14 protein-coding genes are annotated in these 19,971 nt (G+C 47.1%); 4 read left to right on the top strand and 10 right to left on the bottom strand.

Translation table 11 applies throughout. From position 1 onward, the window contains the following. Nucleotides 1-25: 25 nt before the first annotated feature. The 4 genes from accC to ACRRSX_RS19680 all read right to left on the bottom strand — a co-directional run bounded on the left by accC (nt 26) and on the right by ACRRSX_RS19680 (nt 3,832). Nucleotides 26-1,369, bottom strand: a complete 1,344-nt coding sequence (gene accC, locus ACRRSX_RS19695) for an acetyl-CoA carboxylase biotin carboxylase subunit (protein WP_432455891.1) — start codon at nt 1,367-1,369, stop codon at nt 26-28. Between the two features lie 12 nt (nt 1,370-1,381). Then, nucleotides 1,382-1,819 (bottom strand): acetyl-CoA carboxylase biotin carboxyl carrier protein, encoded by a 438-nt coding sequence (gene accB / locus ACRRSX_RS19690; RefSeq protein ID WP_432455892.1) that lies wholly within the window; start codon nt 1,817-1,819, stop codon nt 1,382-1,384. Between the two features lie 37 nt (nt 1,820-1,856). Further along, complete coding sequence (gene aroQ, locus ACRRSX_RS19685; RefSeq protein WP_432455893.1) at nt 1,857-2,303, bottom strand: type II 3-dehydroquinate dehydratase; 447 nt, start codon at nt 2,301-2,303, stop codon at nt 1,857-1,859. A 143-nt stretch (nt 2,304-2,446) separates the two neighbouring features. Beyond that, nucleotides 2,447-3,832 carry an MATE family efflux transporter gene (locus ACRRSX_RS19680; protein ID WP_432455894.1) on the bottom strand — a complete coding sequence of 462 codons (1,386 nt, stop codon included), beginning with the start codon at nt 3,830-3,832 and terminating at the stop codon, nt 2,447-2,449. A gap of 132 nt (nt 3,833-3,964) precedes the next feature. Here ACRRSX_RS19680 and ACRRSX_RS19675 point away from each other — a divergent pair, with 132 nt between their 5' ends. Beyond that, the gene (locus ACRRSX_RS19675) at nt 3,965-4,813 is read left to right on the top strand and encodes an AraC family transcriptional regulator (RefSeq protein ID WP_432455895.1); all 849 of its coding nucleotides are present in this window, start codon (nt 3,965-3,967) and stop codon (nt 4,811-4,813) included. On the opposite strand, the gene ACRRSX_RS19670 is transcribed toward ACRRSX_RS19675, so the two are convergent. After that, nucleotides 4,810-5,439, bottom strand: a complete 630-nt coding sequence (locus ACRRSX_RS19670; protein ID WP_432455896.1) for a TetR/AcrR family transcriptional regulator — start codon at nt 5,437-5,439, stop codon at nt 4,810-4,812. The two genes, ACRRSX_RS19675 and ACRRSX_RS19670, sit on opposite strands and share 4 nt — an antisense overlap. A 174-nt stretch (nt 5,440-5,613) precedes the next feature. On the opposite strand from ACRRSX_RS19670, the gene ACRRSX_RS19665 reads away from it, so the two are divergent. Both ACRRSX_RS19665 and ACRRSX_RS19660 read left to right on the top strand, forming a co-directional pair. Next, nucleotides 5,614-6,852 carry an efflux RND transporter periplasmic adaptor subunit gene (locus ACRRSX_RS19665; protein WP_432455897.1) on the top strand — a complete coding sequence of 413 codons (1,239 nt, stop codon included), beginning with the start codon at nt 5,614-5,616 and terminating at the stop codon, nt 6,850-6,852. 4 nt (nt 6,853-6,856) lie between these two features. Next, nucleotides 6,857-10,036: an efflux RND transporter permease subunit gene (locus ACRRSX_RS19660; RefSeq protein ID WP_432455898.1), complete on the top strand. Its 3,180-nt coding sequence runs from the start codon at nt 6,857-6,859 to the stop codon at nt 10,034-10,036. A gap of 148 nt (nt 10,037-10,184) precedes the next feature. Here the strand turns inward: ACRRSX_RS19660 and ACRRSX_RS19655 are convergent, their stop codons facing one another. The 4 genes from ACRRSX_RS19655 to ACRRSX_RS19640 form a co-directional block, all read right to left on the bottom strand. Then, entirely contained in the window at nt 10,185-10,550 is a 366-nt protein-coding gene (locus ACRRSX_RS19655; RefSeq protein ID WP_432455899.1) for a rhodanese-like domain-containing protein, read from the bottom strand. A gap of 277 nt (nt 10,551-10,827) precedes the next feature. Further along, entirely contained in the window at nt 10,828-12,780 is a 1,953-nt protein-coding gene (acs, locus tag ACRRSX_RS19650; protein ID WP_432455900.1) for an acetate--CoA ligase, read from the bottom strand. Nucleotides 12,781-12,974: 194 nt separating this feature from the next. Beyond that, a complete protein-coding gene (locus ACRRSX_RS19645) occupies nt 12,975-13,607 on the bottom strand; it encodes a 3'-5' exonuclease (RefSeq protein ID WP_432455901.1) in 633 nt (210 codons plus the stop codon). Between the two features lie 8 nt (nt 13,608-13,615). Then, on the bottom strand, nt 13,616-15,415 hold the full coding sequence (locus ACRRSX_RS19640) for a DUF294 nucleotidyltransferase-like domain-containing protein (RefSeq protein WP_432455902.1): 1,800 nt from the start codon (nt 15,413-15,415) through the stop codon (nt 13,616-13,618). A gap of 306 nt (nt 15,416-15,721) precedes the next feature. Here ACRRSX_RS19640 and ACRRSX_RS19635 point away from each other — a divergent pair, with 306 nt between their 5' ends. Beyond that, nucleotides 15,722-19,255 carry a PAS domain-containing hybrid sensor histidine kinase/response regulator gene (locus ACRRSX_RS19635; protein ID WP_432455903.1) on the top strand — a complete coding sequence of 1,178 codons (3,534 nt, stop codon included), beginning with the start codon at nt 15,722-15,724 and terminating at the stop codon, nt 19,253-19,255. A gap of 50 nt (nt 19,256-19,305) precedes the next feature. Here the strand turns inward: ACRRSX_RS19635 and ACRRSX_RS19630 are convergent, their stop codons facing one another. Next, nucleotides 19,306-19,965: a response regulator gene (locus ACRRSX_RS19630; protein ID WP_432455904.1), complete on the bottom strand. Its 660-nt coding sequence runs from the start codon at nt 19,963-19,965 to the stop codon at nt 19,306-19,308. Between the last annotated feature and the right edge of the window lie 6 nt (nt 19,966-19,971).

The raw sequence follows: 19,971 nt of genomic DNA, 5'->3' as shown, positions 1-19,971 counted from the left end.
CTTGTTATTTTCTATTCGTTTACGCTTACTGAAGACCGAGTTTTTTCTCAAGGTAGTGGATGTTGGCACCACCAAATTGGAAATTTTCGTCTTGCATGATTTTTTGCTGTAAAGGCACGTTGGTTTTTATACCATCGATAACTAACTCCGATAAGGCATTTTTCATGCGTGCAATCGCAATATCACGATTCTCGCCGTAGGTAATCAACTTACCAATCATTGAGTCGTAATAAGGCGGCACTGAGTAACCGGCATATACGTGAGAGTCCCAACGGATCCCCATGCCACCCGGAGGATGGAAGCGGTTAATGCGACCCGGTGAAGGAATGAAGCTTACTGGATCTTCGGCATTAATCCGACATTCGATGGCGTGACCCGTAATTTTCACCTGATCTTGACTAAAGGACAGCGGTTGACCTGCTGCAATCCGCAGTTGTTCTTTAATTAAGTCGATGCCTGTCACCATCTCGGTGACGGGGTGTTCAACCTGAATACGGGTATTCATCTCGATGAAGTAGAACTCACCATTCTCATATAAGAATTCAAAAGTACCAGCACCACGATAGTTAATTTCTAAACAAGCACGGGTACAACGTTCACCAATGTAGCGCCGCATGTCTTCGGTAATACCCGGCGCTGGTGCTTCTTCTACGACTTTCTGGTGACGGCGTTGCATCGAACAGTCTCGTTCACCTAAGTGAATTGCGTTGCCTTGACCGTCGGATAATACTTGAACCTCTACATGGCGAGGATTTTCCAAGTATTTTTCCATGTAGACGATATCATTATTAAAGGCGGCTCCGGCTTCAGCTTTGGTCATCGCAATGCTTTGCACTAATTCACTTTCTTGATGAACCACGCGCATACCACGACCACCACCACCACCAGCGGCTTTAATGATTACTGGGTAACCAATTCGCTTGGCGATTTGAATATTTTTCTTTTCATCTTCACTAAGCGGGCCGTCTGAGCCAGGTACACAGGGAACACCAGCTTTTTTCATCGCCTTAATCGCTTCAACCTTATCACCCATCATGCGGATGGTCTCAGCTGTGGGGCCAATAAAAATGAAACCACTTTTCTCGACGATTTCAGAGAATTCGGCATTCTCTGATAGAAAACCATAACCCGGGTGAATTGCGACTGCATCGGTGACTTCAGCTGCGGCAATAATGCGTGGAATATCTAAGTAACTTTCACTTGCAGCGGGTTTACCAATACAAATGGATTCATCGGCTAATAAGACGTGCTTTAAATCGCGGTCTGCGGTTGAGTGCACGGCAACAGTCTTAATACCGAGCTCTTTACAGGCGCGCAAAATCCGTAGGGCAATTTCACCACGGTTAGCGATAACAACTTTATCTAGCATACAAATGCCTCTTTATTCGATGATGAATAGCGGTTCATCAAACTCAACAGGATTACCGTCTTCAACTAATATCGCCTTCACAACACCGGCTTTGTCAGAGTCGATTTGATTCATCATCTTCATCGCTTCAATAATGCAAAGTGTGTCACCCACATTCACTTGCTGACCTTCTTGTACAAATGGTTGTGCTTCTGGAGAAGACGAGCGGTAAAAAGTGCCAACCATAGGCGATAGCAGTTGATGACCTGATGAGGCTTCTTTTTCTGCTGGGGCTGCGCTTGGTGCGGAAACTGGCGCGGCTACGGGGGCTGGCGCATAGATTGTTTGTTGCGCAGCACCACTAAAATTGCGGCTAATGCGTACCGATTCTTCACCTTCGGTAATTTCTAATTCGGCAACACCTGACTCTTCTACTAATTCGATTAATTTTTTAATCTTGCGAATATCCATAGGGGCTCTCTTTTATCGTATTAGGTTAATTAAATGGCTACTGCTGCAACTGGGCGAGCGCAGCAGTTAAAGCAAATTGGTATCCTTGGCTACCTAGACCACAGATCACGCCTTCGGCCTTATCAGCAAGATAAGAATGATGGCGAAAGGGCTCACGTGCATGCACGTTAGATAGATGGATTTCTATAAATGGGATGTTTACACCGAGCAAGGCATCACGTAGTGCTACACTGGTATGGGTAAACGCCGCAGGGTTGATTAAGATAAAATCAACTTCTCCCATGGCTTGATGGATCCGGTTAATTAGTTCGCCTTCAGTATTGGACTGAAAATCATCAAGGCTGGCACCCTGCGCTTCGGCTTGGGTACGTAAGAGCTGCACAATATCGTCTAAAGTTTGTCGGCCATAAATTTCTGGCTCTCGTTTTCCGAGTAAGTTTAGATTTGGGCCATTGAGCAGCAAAATAGAGAATTTGTTAGACATTTTCGTTGAAAATTCTACTTAAGTTATGGAACTGGTAATTTAAGAAAGATTAGCACATTTTTTGAAAATAAATATGCTAACTAACTCTAATTTTCGATGATTATAGTGTTTTCGCAGAAAATGGCAGCATTTTTCTGGTCTAATCAGTTCGTTTCGGCAAATGAACCGGTAGTTAGGTTGCGCAACCATTTTTTCTGATTCATCCGCCAAAAACACAGGAGAGCCTTACAAACTTCTTCACTTAGAGCGATGCAATAGGCGGTTAACAGGCTAACATCAAACACTAAAATGGCAATAGATGTGGCCATTAAGCCCACGCCCCATTGGCAAAATGTATCGGACATCAGACAAAATCCATTGTCGCCACCACTACGCAGGATCCCATTAATTAACACCATATTAAATATACGGATCCAGGTGGTTGTCGCGAGTATTAATATTAACTGTCGAGCCAAGTTTAGGGTGTCACTTTCTAGGGCTCCAAATAAGTTGAGTAATGGATAGCTTAGTAACCATACCAGCACGCCAATTCCCATCGCTGCAATAGGGCTTACGATGAGCGACGCGCGAGCATCTTTCCATGCTTGAGTAAATTGGTTTACACCTAATTTATTGCCAATCATGATCGAGCAGGCAGCTGAAAAGCCAATAAAGCAAGAAATTGCGATCCCTTCAATCGGGCCAATTAAACTCATCGCTGCTAGAGCATTTGTTCCCAGTTGCCCATATAAGGTGGCATAAACAAATACCCCAATCGACCAAATACCAAAATTGATAACTAAGGGGACCGCCAGTTTGGCATAGTTGAGCCATTCGGTTTTATGGAGTTGCCAGAAGCCGATGAAACTCACCTTTAGTAGCGGGTGGTCTTGTAACTTTAAAATAACCGACAGAATCAATAGTTGTAATGCTCGAGCGACAACTGTGGCGATCCCTGCGCCGACAACGCCCATTGCTGGAATTGGCCCTAAACCGAAGATAAATATTTGATTTAATGCGATATTAGTCACGACCGCAAACATACTAATGTACAGTGGCAGTTTGGTGTTTCCGCTCGCCCGCAAGGCGGATTCAACGAGAGTGACCGGTAAGGTAAATAACAGCATCAGCGCGGTGACTTGAATGTAATCGGCACCAATTGCGATGAGCTGGGCATCGCTGCTTCCCCATTGCATAATGGTTGTTGGGCTTAGCAGCATGAGGCCAAGAGCGATAGCGGTAAACAGTAATCCTGCGTAAAACGACAGCGCTACGGTTCGGCCAATGGCGGGCCAGTTTTTTGAGCCCCAATGCTGGGCACTGAGTGTGGCACAGGCGGTAGAGAAACCGTTTAAAATAATAATCGCAACAAAAAAAGCGCGGCCAGCATAACCCACCGCAGCCACTTCGGCGTCTCCGATGGTCGCTACCATGAGCACATCGACTAAGCTTAATAAGCTGAGCAATACCGCTTGTAGCGAAATCGGCCAAGCGAGACGCCAAAACTGCTCTAACCAAGCGCGATTTAATGAATTGGGAGATGTGTGCATAAAAACCTCAAAACGTGAGCTTCATCTGATTGAAGCTATCTAGCAAGTAACGATAGACGGCAGGATCCTATCTTATTTGCTCCGCATGACACATAATTGAAGCTATCCATAATATGTTTAAAACTATCATTTATGAATCTTCGTCATTGGCAAGACAAGCTCGACATCGGCCCGCGTTGTGTCGAGCGCTTCCTCACCACCGAACGATTTTCGGAGTTGGCTGAATTACAGGTGAGTTTAGCGGGGGTTTCTTATCTTCGTGGGGAATATTTTGTGAGTCGGCGGGCACCCAAGGAGCATTTGTTGGTGTTATCGATGGCGGGGGCCGGACGCCTGCATACCCCGCAAGGCCAGCAGCGGATCGGTCCGAATGAAATGCTATTGTTACCAGCGGGAGCACATTATTCGATTAGCCTGGCGAGTCACTTTTGGCGACATAATTGGTTATTATTTTCGGCTGATCTGAGTTGGTATCGTTTCCCACCGCAAGCGAAAGTAATACAAATAGATTCTGGCCAAAGTATCGATCAGTGTTTAAAGCTATTACTGGATGAAGAAGTAAAACAACAGGCCGATCCTTTGGTTGAGGCCGCCTTAACTCAGCTACTCAAGCGTTATTTATTGCAGTTACTTAAACCACTAAAGGGCGAAGCGCCCAATCCTTTGCATAACTTAGAGCAACAGCTGCGTTCTTCGCTACATTACCCTTGGTCGGTGACTGATATGGCGCAGCGTTTGTCGGTATCAGAAGCCCATTGTTATCGTTTATTCCAACAAGAATTTCAAACCAGCCCTAAGCAATATTTAACCCGCTTGCGTTTGGAGCATGCTCGATATCTATTGCGTGAGAGCAATTGGTCGATAGAGGTCATCGCGAGTCAACTGGGTTATCAAGATGGTTTTGCCTTTGCACATCGCTTCAAAAAGTACTTTGCTATTTCTCCAGGACGTTATCGTCGTGATAAACAAGCGAATACTTAGTCTGTAGCAGGATCTCGAGTGGCGTTTTGAAAGGTTGCCAGTGTGAGTTTTGCAATTAGTTCTAGTTGTTGGATGCTGGCACCGTTGGTGGCATGTACGTTCAAACCTTGTAGTACTGTTGCTAAATAGTGCGCTAATGCTTCGGGGCTCGCGTCGGCCCTTAAGTCTTGTTCTTGTTGGGCTCGTTGAAGCCGTTGTAATAAGGCTGCTCCTGCTTGGTTACGTCGATCTTTGAGGGCTTCTTTAATGCTATTGGCTGATTGTCCACAAGACAGGGCCGCTTGTATGACAACGCAACCCTGAGGTTGTGTGGGGTCGCTAAGGTTGGTGATAGCACCCCGCAATATATGTTCAGCCACCTGATAAGCGGTTGCTTTTGCTAAGGCCGGATAGAAATAGGCGTTAGGCCGCTGCTCATAAAGTTCGATGGCTTTAAAAAAAAGCTGTTCTTTATTACCAAAAGTGGCGTACATACTGGGTTTGTTAATCCCCATGGCCTGAGTTAATTCATTTAAGGATGCGCCTTCATAACCTTTTTCCCAGAACACTTGTAGTGCAGCGGCTAAAGCTTTCGCCGGGTCAAAATTACGGGGGCGACCTGGATTGCCACAACATTTCAATGACATCAATGATCCTTAAGTTTTTATTAATCGTTCTCATCTTACCACTTTAAGCGGTTCAAACAATTAAATACCACTCGGTACAAAAAACAGCTTGAACCCGGTCACGTTTCAATACTATTATACCGAGCAGTACAAAAGGGATTTATCTCACCACATTTATTATTTGAGGGACCTGCCATGGCTTCTGTTTTCGATTTAGTCAAATTGTTCTGCATGGGCGTACTTAGTATTAGCCTCGTCGCATGTGGAAAGTCTGAGGCCGCAGGTGATGTTGCACCTCCACCACCCTCTGTTGAGGTGGCTAAGGTGTTGCTAGAGAAAATTACCGAAACAGACTTATATACCGGTCGTCTGCAAGCGCCGCAAACCGTAATGGTGATGCCACGGGTTTCTGGCTATATCGAGCAGGTGTTATTTACGGAAGGTAGTGTGGTGAAAAAGGGCGAGGTGTTATTTAAAATTGATGCCCGTGTCTTTGCAGCAGAAGTGGCTCGCTTAGAGGCCGAATTGGCCAGCGCTAAAAGTAGTTTTGCCTTAGCCAAGAAAAACTACCAGCGAGCGCAGGCCTTGAGTCGTCAACAAGCGATAGCCGATGAATTGCTCGACAGTCGGTTTTCTGCTCAAGAGCAAGGCGCTGCGTCGGTGGCCTCGATTAATGCTGCTTTATCAAGAGCGCGCCTAGACCTCGCCTTTTGTGACGTGCGTGCGCCGATTTCGGGGCGCGTTTCGAATGCTCTTATTACGGCAGGCAACTATGTCAATTTGGGTGAAACGTCACTCACACGTATTGTCTCCACCCAGCATATGTATGCTTACTTTGATGTGGATGAACAGAGCTTTCTTAAGTATCAACAGTTAACGGGTGTCTTACCACGAGCTGGAAACGCAGATAGTGTCGCGGTGGTGCAAATGGCTTTGGCGAATGAGTCTCAATTTAGTCATCTAGGGCAGATTGACTTTATTGATAATGCGTTGAGTCAAAACACTGGTACGATCCGTTTGCGAGCTCGTTTTGCGAATCCAGATGGCGCGTTATTACCGGGCATGTATACCCGTTTACGGATCGCAGGCAGCAGTAGTTATCAGGCAACATTGATCGATGATAGAGCGGTGGGCACTGATTTAAACAATCAGTTTGTATTGGTGTTAGATGAGCACAATGTGGTGCAGTATCGTCCAGTGGTTCTGGGCGAAGAGATCAATGGCTTACGAATCGTCAGCCAAGGTTTGTCGGGCTCAGAGCGGATCGTGGTAAATGGTTTACAACGAGTTCGCCCACAAATGCAGGTCACTCCGGTGGCGCGTAGCATGGCTAGTGAAGCGGTGCTCTCCACCCTGCATGACTCTCAGCGTTTATTTCAGCAACAGTATCAACGCTTAAGTTCAAATCCTGATATTTCTGCTCAGCAAGGATAGCCCCATGTTTTCTCAGTTTTTTATCAAACGACCGATATTTGCGGCGGTGTTATCGTTATTGGTGTTTATTGCGGGCGCTATTGCGGTGTGGCAATTGCCAATTACTGAATATCCGGAAGTTGTACCGCCTACGGTGGTGGTGACGGCCAATTATCCTGGTGCCAATCCGAAGGTGATTGCTGACACTGTCGCCTCTCCGCTGGAGCAAGAAATTAACGGTGTGGAAAACATGCTGTATATGTCTTCTCAAGCCACCTCCGATGGCCGAATGACCCTCACTGTGACTTTTGCCATTGGCAGTGATGTCGAACAGGCGCAAGCCCAAGTGCAAAGTCGGGTTGACCGAGCCACCCCGCGTTTGCCAGAAGTGGTGCAACGTTTAGGGATCACCACCGAAAAGTCTTCGCCTGATCTGACCATGGTCGTTCACCTGACTTCGCCAGATGAACGTTATGACTTACTCTATTTATCTAATTATGCGGCATTAAATGTTCGAGATGAGCTGGCGCGCATCGAAGGAGTGGGCGCGGTTCGTCTATTCGGTGCTGGAGAATACAGTTTAAGAGTTTGGCTCGATCCCAATAAAGTGGCGGCTTTAGGTTTAAACCCCAGCCTAATTATCACCGCGATTCGTCAGCAAAACCAACAAGCTGCAGCAGGCAGTTTAGGAGCACAACCCAGCGGCGAGTCTGACTTTCAATTGTTAATCAATGTGAAGGGGCGCTTAGACAATGTAGACGAATTTGAAAACATCATCATCAAAGTGGGTGAACAGGGCGAGATTAGCCGCTTAAGAGATGTGGCTCGGGTGGAATTAGGTGCCAGTAGCTATGCGCTGGGGTCGATGTTGGATAATAAGGATGCTATTGCGATTGGGGTATTTCAGGCTTCGGGTTCCAATGCGATTCAAATTTCGGAAGATGTACGAGCGAGAATGGTTGAATTGGCGAAGGGATTTCCGCAGGGTTTAAGCTACGCCACGGTTTATGATCCCACGGTATTTGTTCGTGGCTCAATTAAGGCGGTGGTTAAAACACTGTTTGAAGCTCTGTTGCTGGTGGTGTTTGTGGTGGTCTTGTTCTTACAAACTTGGCGCGCTTCAATTATTCCTTTGGTGGCGGTACCGGTATCGCTGGTGGGAACTTTTGCCTTCATGCATTTGCTGGGTTTTTCGCTAAACGCGCTGTCTTTATTTGGTTTAGTGCTGGCCATCGGTATTGTGGTAGATGACGCGATTGTCGTGGTGGAAAATGTCCAGCGAAATATTGCCAATGGCTTAAGCCCGGTTGCTGCAACTCAGCAAGCGATGAAGGAAGTGACGGGCCCGATTGTCGCGACCACTTTGGTTTTGGCGGCGGTATTTATTCCGACGGCCTTTATGTCTGGTTTAACAGGACAGTTTTATCGGCAATTTGCCTTGACCATTACCATTTCGACCTTTATTTCGGCACTAAACTCATTGACCTTGAGTCCTGCCTTGTCGGCCTTATTATTGAAAGGGCATGATCAGCCTAAAGACCGTTTGACTCGGGTCATGGACGGTCTGTTCGGTAAATTGATTTTTGCACCGTTTAATCGACTGTTTGATAAAGGTGCCAGCGTCTATGCGGTGATGATTAAAAAAATTATTCGCTTAGCGGCACTGGTTGGGATTATCTATGTGGCTTTGCTCGGGTTGACTGGCTATCAATTTATGAATACGCCAACCGGTTATGTACCTAGCCAAGATAAGCAATATTTAGTTGCCTTTGCTCAATTGCCCGATGCGGCATCACTACAGCGCACCGAAGCCGTGGTGAAACAAATGACAGACATAGTTCTCGCCCAGCCGGGAGTTGCGCATGCGGTGGCTTTTCCTGGTTTAAGTATTAATGGTTTCACCAATAGCCCGAATAGTGCGATTGTGTTTACGCCTTTAACTGATTTTTCTCAACGCCAAGATCCGAGTTTGAGTGCGAATGCGATTGCTGGCGCGTTGAATCAAAAATTTGCGGGCATCCAAGAAGCCTTTATTGCGATTTTCCCGCCGCCGCCAGTGCAAGGTTTAGGCAGCATTGGTGGTTTTAGGTTGCAGATCCAAGATCGCGCCAACTTAGGTTATGAAGCGCTGGCGAATGTCACCATGCAAGTGATGCAAAAAGCTTGGGCGGATCCGGCCTTAGCGGGGATATTTTCGAGTTATCAGGTGAAGGTGCCCCAGTTACAGTTGGATTTAGACAGAACCAAGGCGATGCAGCTGGGAGTGTCTCTGGATGAGGTCTTTACTACCTTGCAAGCTTATATGGGCTCGGTCTATGTGAATGATTTCAATAAATTTGGACGTACCTATCAGGTTAATATGCAAGCCGATGAGCAGTTCCGGCAGTCGCCAGAGCAGATTAGCCAGCTTAAGTTGCGTAATCGTGATGGTGTGATGATCCCCCTTGGATCGTTTATGTCAATAGACTCGGTTACGGGTCCCGATCGGGTGATGCACTACAACGCCTATACCACTGCTGAAATCAACGGTAGTGCGGCAGCGGGTTACAGTTCGGGGGAAGCGCAGGCCGCGATTGAGAAAATCTTAGCGGAGACGCTACCGATAGGGATGAGTTATGAGTGGACCGAGCTAAGTTATCAGCAGCAGCTTTCTGGGAATACCGCGATGTTTGTTTATCCCTTGGTTATTTTGTTGGTGTTTATGGTATTAGCCGCGCAATACGAAAGTTTACGCTTGCCGATGGCCATTATTTTGATTATTCCGATGACCTTACTTTCGGCAATTAGTGGGGTATTGTTATCGGGAGGGGACAACAATATCTTTACTCAAATAGGTTTAATTGTGTTGGTTGCTTTAGCCACCAAAAACGCGATCCTAATTGTCGAATTTGCCAAAGAATTGCAGGATCAAGGTCGTACGGTGATGGACGCCATCTTGGAAGCGGCTCACCTGCGCTTGCGGCCAATATTAATGACATCCATCGCCTTTATTATGGGGGTGGTGCCGATGGTCTATTCTACTGGAGAAGGGGCTGAGATGCGTCAGGCAATTGGTGTGGCAGTATTTTATGGCATGATTGGGGTCACTGTATTTGGTTTGTTACTCACCCCCTTATTTTACTATTTACTCGCGCGGCGAGTACCTAAGGTAAGCGTGGATAGTCAATCGGCAGTATTCGATGAGACTCATTTGATCGCAAAATAAGCGCTTGTTGTATCATTCACTAAAGGCAGGCTAAATCGCCTGCCTTTGTTATTACTGGACGACTGATCTTTAAGGATGGTTTACTGGCGCAGCGGGTTTATTGTCTGAAGTTAGACTGAATCAACCAGCCGTTATCGAGCAACGCCGGTTAGGGCTTTTCAGCCAGCATTTCTTGTAGGCCGCCGCCATTGACCACTTGCTGGTAGCCCATTTGTTGTAATACCTGTAAGGCGTAATTGGCCCGATTTCCTGAGCGACAATAAACGACTATCGCTTGGTTTCTGTCTGTGGTGAGTTGTTCAATATGGGCGGCGACAGTTTGATGAGGCATATTTTGGGCGCCGTTTAAGTGTCCTTGTTGGAATTCATGAGGGCTACGGACATCAATTAGCAATGCCTGTTTATCGGTGATGTATTGCCAGGCCTGCTCGGCTCGCTCAGTGGCTAAGCTGGTAAAGCTTACAACGCTACTGGATAACAGCAGCAGAATTGCCACAATTTTAGTCTTGTTCATATTTTTCCCTACCATGAAGTGAGTCCTATATAAATACATCAATTTTGATTTGGTTTCAGTTTAATCTTAAGTGACCGCGGATAGTTTGATCTGGTTCCACTACAGCAGGTTTAGCTTGGCCGCTGGATTTTGATCCCAAGCCTTGGGTTGATAGTGGTGAGCCGTTTAAATATAGGAGGTTGTTTTGTAGAAATACTAGTTTCTACGCTGTGGCTTTCTCTTATGAACAAAAAAGCCGTTTGCAGTCGATGCAAACGGCTGAATATCGCACTTAGGTTTAAGCTGCGTTCGATTTCTCCTGAATTAACTTATCAACCACCGATGGATCCGCCAAGGTTGAAGTATCACCCAAAGAGTCGGTTTCGTTGGTGGCAATTTTACGCAAAATACGACGCATAATTTTACCCGAGCGGGTTTTTGGTAGTGCTTCTGCCCAGTGCAGGATATCGGGGGTGGCAATTGGCCCAATTTCTTTGCGCACCCAAGCTTTGACCTCTTTGTGTAGCTCGGCGCTGGGTTCTTCGCCAGCCATGAGGGTGATGTAGGCATAGATGCCTTGTCCTTTAATTTCGTGGGGCACACCTACCACAGCGGCCTCTGAAATCTTCGGATGCGCGACCAAGGCACTTTCAATTTCGGCAGTGCCCATTCGGTGTCCACTTACGTTTAATACGTCATCGACCCGACCAGTGATCCAATAATAACCATCTTCGTCGCGGCGCGCGCCATCACCAGTGGTATAGGTGCCGGGGAATGTGGAGAAGTAGGTTTGTTCAAACCGTTCATGATCACCATAAACGGTGCGCATTTGTCCTGGCCAGCTATCTTTGATGATCAAGTTTCCTTCGGCGGCACCGCTCAGCTCATTGCCTTCATTATCGACCAAAGCAGGTTGAACGCCAAAGAAGGGGCGAGTCGCAGAGCCCGGCTTGAGTTCGGTGGCTCCTGGAAGGGGCGTAATTAGGATCCCGCCAGTTTCGGTTTGCCACCAAGTATCAACAATTGGGCAGCGTTGATCGCCAATGGTACGGTAATACCACTCCCAAGCCTCTGGGTTGATGGGCTCACCCACCGAGCCCATAATCCGTAGGCTACTGCGGCTGGTGCCTTCGATCGCTGCATCGCCCTGAGCCATTAGGGCCCGGATTGCGGTGGGAGCGGTGTATAAAATACTTACCTGATGTTTGTCGCAGACTTCGCTCATGCGTGCCGAAGTTGGGTAGTTTGGCACCCCTTCAAACAAAATGGTGGTTGCGCCATTGGCAAGCGGGCCATAAACCAAATAGCTGTGACCTGTGATCCAGCCAACGTCGGCGGTACACCAATAGATGTCACCTGGGTGATAATCAAAAACATACTTAAAGGTCATGGTGGCATACAGTAAATAGCCGCCAGTGGTGTGCAGTACGCCTTTGGGCTTACCCGTTGAACCCGAGGTATATAAGATAAATAAAGGATCTTCCGCGTTCATGGGTTCTGGTGGACACTCGGCGGCTTGATTTTCGCAGGCTTCGTGCCACCAAACGTCGCGCTTGTCGTGCCAGCCGACTTCTGCACCGGTTCGTTTGAGGACCACCACGCTTTTCACAAACTCACACTCGGGGTGCTCCAAAGCTTGGTCAACGTTTGCTTTGAGAGGTACACCACGACCACCCCGCAAACCTTCGTCGGCAGTAATCACGTATTTTGAATTCGAGTCGATAATGCGTCCTGCAAGCGCTTCTGGAGAGAAACCACCAAACACGATGGAATGTACTGCGCCAATTCGGGTACAAGCCAGCATGGCCACCGCGGCTTCGGGAACCATTGGCATATATAGGCAAACCACTTCACCTTTTTTTACGCCTTGGGCTTTTAGTGCATTGGAAAATTTGCAGACTTGCTCATAGAGTTCTTGGTAGGTGAGCTTGCTGTCTTCGTCTGGGCTATCACCTTCCCAAATAATTGCGACTTCGTTACCGCGTTGTTGTAAGTGACGGTCGATACAGTTAGCGCTGACATTTAGTAGACCATCTTCGAACCATTTAATGCTGACGTGTCCGGGATCGAAGCTGCTATTTTTCACTTTGCTGAAGGGTTCGATCCAATCCAGCAGTTCTTTACCGTACTTGCCCCAGAACAGTTCGGGCTGTTCAATTGATTGTTGGTACATGTCTAAGTATTGTTGATTGTCTAGTAGGCAGTCTTCAGCGATATTTGCTTTAACTGGGTACAGCTTGTGTTCACTCATGTTCCTCTCCTTGCTTCCTCATGATGAGGCGGGATATCGTCAATGACGTTTCGGATTTTGATATAAGATTCGCACTGACGTCGCGTGTCGACAATTAGACTTTTGGTTAATTATTTGTAAAGAATAGTGAAATGTTTTATTAATCAAAGTGCTTCTGATTGTTATCGGTGATAATTGAGAGCCTGCTCACGGTGCTAACCAGACCTTAGCTTGGGGAGTGCCATGGTGGGGCGGGGGCCGTAGGTTAAACGTAAATAAATCATCGCGGCGGTTATTGCATCGTCAATCGCTTGATGACGTCCCGACAGCGGAATATTCAGGCTATTACAAATATGTTCCAGGTCGAGGTTGGGACTGATCCCCACATGCTCGACATGTACCTTGTCGGCAAACATTCTGCCCACATCGATGAGTGGATTGAGTAATTTAAAACCGTACAATTGTCGACAATGGCGATTGAGAATGCGTTGGTCATAGCCGATGTTGTAACCCACGATGGCTCGTGGGCCAATAAATTTGAGCAAGGCTGGCAGAGCGTCTTCGATACGACAACCTTGCTGTAAATCACGATGACGTAGCAGGTGAATTTTAATTGAGTCACCAGCCAGTTTATCGGTGGCTTGGATCTTCGCTTCGAAGGGCTGACTAGTTAAGATTTTATTTTCATCGATCAGTACCGCACCTATCGAAACAATGTCGGCTTGGCGGGTGTCTAAGCTGGTGGTTTCCAGATCGAGCGCGACATATTGCTGACCACGATAACGTTGAAATAACTCGGCGAAGTCGCTGTGTTTATATTTACGCTGATACAGAAAACGTTGCAGCATTACTTCGCCTAGTAATCGCGGATATTGAAGTGTAAGGCCAATTGCTGCTTAAACTTTTTCACCACATGTAAACCGTGGCGCAATAGATCCCGTTGACTATGATTCAATTGTTCCAGTTTAAGGGTGTGATAGTCATGCTCTTCGTCGATCGGGAATAGCTGTTGAATACGTAATTTGAAAAACAATAAGAGAGCTTCGGTGAGATTAGCGGCCATGTCGGCTTCTAGGATCTTAAGTTGAGCCAAACATTCAATTCGCTCTAGGGTATTGGTGGGGATGACTGATTGCTCTAGGGCGAGAGCTCTCACGCCATGAACAATGGGGAAGATGCCGCCTTTCTTGATGTCTAAACCAGCGTGTTTCGATTTGATCTTGCCAAATAGGGTTAGTGGCGTGTGAAATTTTAAGGCCGGTTGAGCAAAAAACGCCAGAGTCACGCTGCGTTTGGCCATTTGCGCCATTAAATCTTTACGCATATGCCGTAATAGGCTTTTATTGCCAGCAATGGCATGGGCATCCAAGATAATGGCGATGTTCATCATGGCTTCACCGTGGCCAATTTCGACCCAGTTGGCGATGGTTTCACTCCATTGACTTTGACTTTGTACCCATTGCGGATTGTTGACCATGATCTTGCCAGGACAAGGCGGATAACCTAGTTGTAGCAGGTAATCGCTGAACTGCTCTAGCTGCTGTTGTTTTTCCGGCCAATCGTAACCATCTTCGAGCACCAGACCGTTGTCTTGGTCGGTCTTAATGATTTGCTCTGCGCGCCCTTCACTCCCCATCACCATTAAACACACATGGCTGTGATGCTCTGGGGCGATGGATAAATCAAACACCCGATGAATGATTTGTTCATTCATGGTGGCCAATAGCTTCATCACAAATAAGGTGCGAATACCGTTATTGCAAAGGTTTTCCACGAGCCGGTTGAGAGTGAGGGCCGCTTCGCTGAGTTCTTCAATGCTTGAGGCTCGTGCAATACGTAAGGCTAATACATGGGAATGAGTGGAGAAGAGGCTGAGCAGGTGAGACATTTCCATCACGCCAATGATTTTTTGCTCATCTTTTACCACGACTCGTTCGATGTTATTACGAGTCATCAACAACATGGCATTAAATAAAAAATCGCCTTTATTGACACTAATTAAGTTGAAATTAGCTAACTGGCTAACTGGTGTATCCAGCGATTGCTGCACTAATACTGCAGCGTGTAGTAAATCAGTACCGGTTAACATACCGAAGCAACCATCGTGATTAACTAATAGAGATTCGAGTTTTTGTTCACGCATGATAAAAGTGGCTTGTTGGAGTGAGGTTTCCCCTTCAATCACCACCGCTGGCTGCACGTTACGCTCATCGATGCAGGTTAAAATGAACTCGGCTAGATTTTTATTGCCTTCACGGGATTCTACTAATTGATGGCGAGTCGCCAAATCGCGCTGAAAGTAATCACCAAAATCACTGTTTTCGCTGACTAGCTGACGAAAAATACGGCTGGGCAAGGCATAACAGAGGGTTTCCTCTAAGGCGAGGTAGTCATGTTTGGCGTAACCACCAAACTGTGAGCGTACGTCGAACCAATCTTCATGGGTATAGTGAGCGAACACTTCATCATTGTTGTCAGCTCGCTCTTCAACCTGCCCCTTAATAATAATAAACAGCGCTTTTGCTTCGGTGCCAGCAGTCACTATTTTCTGCTGACTTTGAAAATAATGAATATCTAAATTGCTGCTGACCAGTTGCCGTTGCTGAGGCTCTAGTTGGTCAAAAGGTGGGTGCTGGAAGTTGAAATCTGTGCTCATCGCCTCACCATGGGGTAGGATAACTCTATGTCTTGGTCACAGATAAGCATGTCTTTTTTTGTTAGTTTTACCTAGACGACTTTAGTCTAAATCATGCTAAAGCGCGGCCTGAAAGGGGGGCGCGATAGCGATTTGCGCCAGCCCCTGCCCCTTGTTAGGAATGAGTGAGGGATTTGTTTGGTTTTTGAGGCCGTCGCATTTTTGCCGTGATAAAAGTGCTTTTATGTCGAATTAAAATCGACCACCAAAGATAGCCAGCTTTAGGGCTAGATAGGATCTCTGCGAGTCACAAGGAACGGATTCAAGATGGAAATGGTAAGCGAAGGTTGGTTAGTGATTCCGCTGTCGTTGGTTTACTTGGGGGCTTTGTTTGTCATTGCCTACTATACCGATAAAAACCAGAGTGAGCGGCTGCGTTGGCAACCGGCTTTTTATAGCTTTTCGATCGCGGTGTACTGTACCTCCTGGACGTTTTACGGCACGGTGGGGCAAGCCAGCGAAAACCTGCTATCGTTTATTCCTATTTACCTTGGTCCAATCTTGTTGTTTCTATTTGGCTGGAAGCTGTTAGCGCGGCTGATCTTAATTGCCAAGCGTGAACATATTACCACCATCGCTGATTTTATTGCCGCCCGTTACGGTAAATCGCAAACTCTGGCTGTGGTGATTTCCTTAATTTGTATCATTGGTATTTTGCCCTATATCTCGTTGCAGCTGAGGGCCATTGTGATGGGTTTGGATTTGTTTGGTGGCGAGCCAATGCGACAAGCGGTCGGTGAGGGCAGTAGCTCACAAATTGCCTTGTTTGTGAGCATCGCGCTGGCGATTTTTACCATGTTGTTTGGAACCCGCCATATTGATGCGACGGAGCATCACCGCGGAGTTATTGTCGCGATCGCCTTCGAGTCTTTGATTAAATTGCTGGCCTTTGTTTGTGTCGGGCTGTTGGCTATTAGCCTGCTGTGGGATTTACCTGTAGAGGCTCAGCAGGCGGTAGGCGCCTCAATGGGCAATAAATGGCAGCAACTGAGTATCGCCAATGTGAGCGATTTGGTGGTGGCGACATTGTTGGCTATGTCGGCGGTAATTTGTCTGCCGAGGCAGTTTCATGTCACGGTGGTTGAAAATAATCAGGTGAACGACCTACAGACCGCACGCTGGTTATTTCCCGCTTATTTATTGCTGTTGGCGGTTTTTGTATTGCCGATCGCTTTTGCTGGAGACTATTTATTGCCTGCGGGAACTCCTGCCGATAATTTTGTGATTAGCCTGCCGCTGGCGGCTGGGCATAAGATCCTTGGGATGGCGGCCTTTTTGGGTGGGACTTCTGCGGCCAGCGGTATGGTGGTGGTGTCGACCATCGCCTTAGCGATTATGGTAAGCAACGATCTGGTGTTGCCCTTATTACTGAAACAAGGCGGATTAAGTCAACGTAACTTTGCTCAGTTTAGTGAGTTGTTATTAAACGTACGCCGTACCACTATCTTAGTGATCTTGTTATTGGCCTGGGGCGCATTCTTGATCCTTGGAGAGGTCGGGAATTTGGCCGATATTGGCTTCTTGTCGTTTGCCGCAATCGCTCAGTTAGCGATCCCCTTGGTTTTTGGTTTGTATTGGCGAGAAGGCAACCGCACTGGTGTGTATGCTGGTTTATCGGTGGGCATGCTGTTGTGGTTGCTCAATTTATTGAATATTACCGATAGTTTGCCGCATCTATGGCCAAATTGGTGGCTAATGCAGAGTATTGTCGAGGGACTGACCGCTCCACAGTGGGATGGTCAACCCTTAATCTCGAATAATAACTGGGGGGTTGTACTGAGCTTAGTGTGTAATTTGCTGGCCTATTTACTCGGCTCTAAATTATCCAGTCCGGCGGTTTCTGAATGGCTACAGGCCAGCAGCTTTGTGGGGCAAATTGGTAAGACGGATGATGCTGGGGCGCTCTATCAGTCGAAGGTGAGTGTTGAAGAGCTGCACATGCTGTCGTCTCGTTTCCTTGGGACACAGCGCGTTAACGAGAGCTTTCAAAAGTACGCGGCTTCTCGAGGCTTGCAACTGAGCCCTAACCAACAGGCCCCAGTAGAATTAATTGCTGAAACGGAGCGGATGTTGGGCGGGGTATTTGGCTCTTCTTCGGCTCGTTTAGTGCTTGGTTCGGTATTACAGGGGAAGCAAGTTCAGCTGGAAGAGTTTGCTTCAATCGCTGAAGAAGCATCTGGATTGTTGCAATACAACAAACATTTGTTGCAGGGGGCGATAGAACATATCGACCAAGGGATTGCTATCGTTGATATCGAGTTGAAGTTGGTTTCTTGGAATCGTCGTTATACCGAATTGTTTGAATTTCCTCATGGCCTATTAGTGGTCGGGCGTCCTATTGAAGAGGTGATCCGTCATAATGCGATTAATGGTTTGTGTGGGCCGGGTGATATTGAAGAACATGTTGAGCGGCGGGTGGAACATTTACGCCGTGGCTCCAGCCATACTTCTTCACGTGTCCGTTTAGACGGACGCGTGATTCAGGTGCAGGGGAACCCGATGCCTAACGGTGGTTATGTGATGACCTTTAGTGATATCACAACCTTCAGGCAGGCCGAAGATATGCTCAAGCAGGCCAATGAAATATTGGAGGCGCGAGTTGCTCAGCGCACTCAGCAATTGTCTTCGATCAACCAGCAATTGGTACAGGCAACACTGTCGGCTGAGCAGGCGAATCAATCCAAGTCTCGGTTTTTAGCGGCGGTCAGCCATGATCTGATGCAACCGCTGAACGCGGCCAAACTATTTGTGGGTTCCTTACTGGAATCAGAGATGAGTAAAGAAGCTGAATTTTTAGCGGCAAGCATTGATAAGTCGTTGTATTCGGCGGAAGAGATCATTAGTGATTTACTAGATATTTCGCGTTTGGAATCGGGTCGGGTGGAGGTGAGTAATGAACAGTTTGAGGTTGGCCACTTGCTGGACCATATTCATGCAGAATTTTTGCCTTTAGCGCAACAACAAGGGGTTGAGTTGAAGTTGCAAGCCAGCAGACTAACGGTGAGTACCGATAGCAAGTTGCTGCGGCGGATCTTACAAAACTTTTTAACCAATGCCTTACGTTACAACCCTCAAGGGAAAGTACTATTGGGCGCTCGCCGCAAAGGTAATTACCTGCGCTTGGAAGTCTGGGATAACGGTCCCGGTATCGAGAAAAGCAAGCAGCAGCAAATTTTTGAAGAATTTCAACAGCTCAATAAATCGGGCCGAGCGAGAGATGAAGGCTTGGGTCTTGGTTTGGCGATTGCTCAAGGATTTGCTGAATTATTAGAAATTCCGATTGGGGTAGAATCAACCCCCGGCAAAGGCTCGGTGTTCTATGTGACAGTGCCCGTTGTGGAGGCGCTTAATGTCCACAAATTAAGCCCCGTTGAACATGACAATATTAATGTTACCCAAGGGGCCAAGGTGCTGTGCATCGATAATGAGCCCGAGATCTTAGTTGGCATGGAAAGTTTGTTGAGTCGTTGGGGTTACCAAGTGCTGTGTTGTGAAGCGGTCGAAGAAGCGGAAGCGTTGATTGCCGATGGTTGGATCCCTGAGCTGATTCTAAGTGACTACCATCTTGATCATGATAAAACGGGTCTCGAGGCGCTACAGCGGCTGATCCATCAAGGGAAGCTGTCCTGTCATGGCATCGTGATTAGTGCCGATCGTCATACCGACTTGATTGACCGGGTGCGCGCTCAAGGCTTTGCTTACTTAAGTAAACCACTACGACCTTTGCGTTTGAAAAAATTATGCCAACAATTGCTGAACAGTAAAACCGCAGCCAACTATTGGCTGAAACCAAATGCCTAAGTCCCGAATATCATCGAGTCGGATGATTTGGGGGATGTGATCTCTTCGGCTTAAAGAGGGCTATCTTCGGGTCTAGGCTCTAGTTCTAATTGCTGTAGGGCGATCACGGCTTGAGTCCGGTTTTTTACATTGAGTTTGCGGAAAATCGCGGTCACGTGCGCTTTAATTGTCGCTTCAGAGACATTCAGCTCATAGGCAATTTGTTTATTTAGCAAGCCTTCATTGAGCATCACCAAAACTTTGTATTGCTGAGGCGTTAAGCTGGCCAAACGCTCCGCAAGTGGATCTTGTTCGGCACTTTTTGCAAAACTAATACCTTCGGGGTACCAATCATCCCCTTCGATAATATGTTGGATCGCCGCAACCAATTGCTGCAAGGGGGTCGATTTTGGAATAAAGCCTGTCGCCCCAAGTTGCTTGGCTTTTTGTACAACGCTCGTTTCTTCACTGGCAGATATCACAACAATCGGTAAATCAGGATATTGGCCATGTAAATGAGTAAATGCCGAAAAACCATTTGCTCCGGGCATTTTTAAATCGAGTAATAATAAGTCAGGCTCGCGTTGGCTATCGAGCAATTCAAGTAAATCACTTACGTTTTCTGCTTCGAGCAATCGTGCATCGGGGACAGCGGTATGCACCGCCTGCTGCAGCGCACTACGAAACAAGGGGTGGTCATCCGCAATAATGATCTTGTAGGTATCGTCCATAATCAG

It is taken from the genome of Agarivorans sp. QJM3NY_30 (assembly GCF_050870855.2).
In the GTDB taxonomy this organism is placed as follows: Bacteria; Pseudomonadota; Gammaproteobacteria; order Enterobacterales; family Celerinatantimonadaceae; genus Agarivorans.
Note: the sequence above shows the minus strand (reverse complement) of the source record. Positions and strands in the feature narration are given on the sequence as shown.

Coding starts and splice junctions, on each gene's coding strand:
- accC (WP_432455891.1), bottom strand. CDS start 1,369: ATGCTAGATAAAGTTGTTATCGCTAACCGTGGTGAAATTGCCCTACGG.
- accB (WP_432455892.1), bottom strand. CDS start 1,819: ATGGATATTCGCAAGATTAAAAAATTAATCGAATTAGTAGAAGAGTCA.
- aroQ (WP_432455893.1), bottom strand. CDS start 2,303: ATGTCTAACAAATTCTCTATTTTGCTGCTCAATGGCCCAAATCTAAAC.
- ACRRSX_RS19680 (WP_432455894.1), bottom strand. CDS start 3,832: ATGCACACATCTCCCAATTCATTAAATCGCGCTTGGTTAGAGCAGTTT.
- ACRRSX_RS19675 (WP_432455895.1), top strand. CDS start 3,965: ATGAATCTTCGTCATTGGCAAGACAAGCTCGACATCGGCCCGCGTTGT.
- ACRRSX_RS19670 (WP_432455896.1), bottom strand. CDS start 5,439: ATGTCATTGAAATGTTGTGGCAATCCAGGTCGCCCCCGTAATTTTGAC.
- ACRRSX_RS19665 (WP_432455897.1), top strand. CDS start 5,614: ATGGCTTCTGTTTTCGATTTAGTCAAATTGTTCTGCATGGGCGTACTT.
- ACRRSX_RS19660 (WP_432455898.1), top strand. CDS start 6,857: ATGTTTTCTCAGTTTTTTATCAAACGACCGATATTTGCGGCGGTGTTA.
- ACRRSX_RS19655 (WP_432455899.1), bottom strand. CDS start 10,550: ATGAACAAGACTAAAATTGTGGCAATTCTGCTGCTGTTATCCAGTAGC.
- acs (WP_432455900.1), bottom strand. CDS start 12,780: ATGAGTGAACACAAGCTGTACCCAGTTAAAGCAAATATCGCTGAAGAC.
- ACRRSX_RS19645 (WP_432455901.1), bottom strand. CDS start 13,607: ATGCTGCAACGTTTTCTGTATCAGCGTAAATATAAACACAGCGACTTC.
- ACRRSX_RS19640 (WP_432455902.1), bottom strand. CDS start 15,415: ATGAGCACAGATTTCAACTTCCAGCACCCACCTTTTGACCAACTAGAG.
- ACRRSX_RS19635 (WP_432455903.1), top strand. CDS start 15,722: ATGGAAATGGTAAGCGAAGGTTGGTTAGTGATTCCGCTGTCGTTGGTT.
- ACRRSX_RS19630 (WP_432455904.1), bottom strand. CDS start 19,965: ATGGACGATACCTACAAGATCATTATTGCGGATGACCACCCCTTGTTT.